This window comes from Oleiphilus sp. HI0086 (assembly GCF_001635225.1).
Map to the genome: position 1 here is coordinate 1 of NZ_LWFZ01001354.1, position 1,156 is coordinate 1,156.

General features: G+C 43.0%; 2 protein-coding genes. One reads left to right on the plus strand and one right to left on the minus strand.

Annotated features, from left to right (window positions below):
* On the minus strand, positions 1–209 hold a 209-nt coding region (locus A3756_RS23320), incomplete at its 3' end, for a DNA-formamidopyrimidine glycosylase family protein (protein WP_304438932.1).
* A 55-nt stretch (positions 210–264) separates the two neighbouring features.
* Between A3756_RS23320 and A3756_RS23325 the strand changes: the two genes are divergently transcribed.
* A partial coding sequence (locus A3756_RS23325; protein WP_197481493.1) for a hydantoinase/oxoprolinase N-terminal domain-containing protein occupies positions 265–1,156 on the plus strand: 892 nt, incomplete at its 3' end.

Consider the following 1,156-nt stretch of genomic DNA (forward strand, 5'->3'; position numbering starts at 1 on the left):
AGCAGTATACTTCCGTCAGGGACACAGATGATTATATACTTACCTCGCCTGAGAACATCACTAACCGGCTGGTTTGTCATTTCATAGAGTTCATTAGAAACAGGCCAACGCAAAGCTTGCTGATAGATCTTGATAGATAAGATTTTATGCCCCTTGATATAAGGCTCAATGCCCCGGCGAGAGGTTTCTACTTCTGGCAATTCAGGCAAACTTGGCTCCTCATAGATAGAACAAATCACGCATTTTGATACAAAGGAAAGGCAAGTGTCCAATTCCCCTAAGCTTCACAATCCCAAATCTTCTTTAAGCGATGAGGATGAAATCCTGTACTTAGGTGTTGATGCCGGAGGCACTTTTACCGACTTTGTCTTGCTCACTGAACAAGAAGTGCGTATTCATAAAGTACTATCAACCCCTTCAAACCCTGCTCAAGCAATCTTGCAGGGAATAGAAGAACTAGGTTTAAACTCAGCTGTCGATAATAAACAGCTTTGTATTATTCATGGAAGTACGGTAGCTACCAATGCAGCGCTTGAACGAAAAGGTGCTCGTACCGTCTATATCACCAATAATGGTTTTGGCGATATCCTGAGCATCGGCCGCCAAGCTCGCAAAGAACTCTATAACCTCAATGCCAAACCACCCATTCCTCCTGTTCCAAGCGAGCTTTGCTTAGAAATAGAAACCCGACGTGATTCCGAGGGAAAGTTAATAAGACCTTTATCTGATGACGATATTGAAGCCCTTAAGCAAAAAGTTAATGACTTAAAACCAGAAGCTATTGCGATAAATCTCTTATTTTCCTTTATCAATGATGATGAAGAGCTACGCATTCAAAAAGCCCTGGAAGGTGACTATTTCGTCTCGCGCTCATCTTTTGTTTTACCAAAATATAAAGAGTACGAACGTGGTATAGCAACCTGGTTAAATGCATCCCTTGGCCCAAAAGTAAAAAACTATATTGATCACTTGATCGAGCAACTAAACGGCTGCCCTGTCTCAATCATGCAATCTTCAGGGGGAACCATTGCTGCTGAACAAGCCGCTTTACGATCTGTAAATCTGCTTTTATCCGGCCCGGCTGGCGGATTAGCCGCCGTTCGTCATATCGGTGAACAGTGTCACTTACCCAAGATCATGAGTTTTGATATGGGCG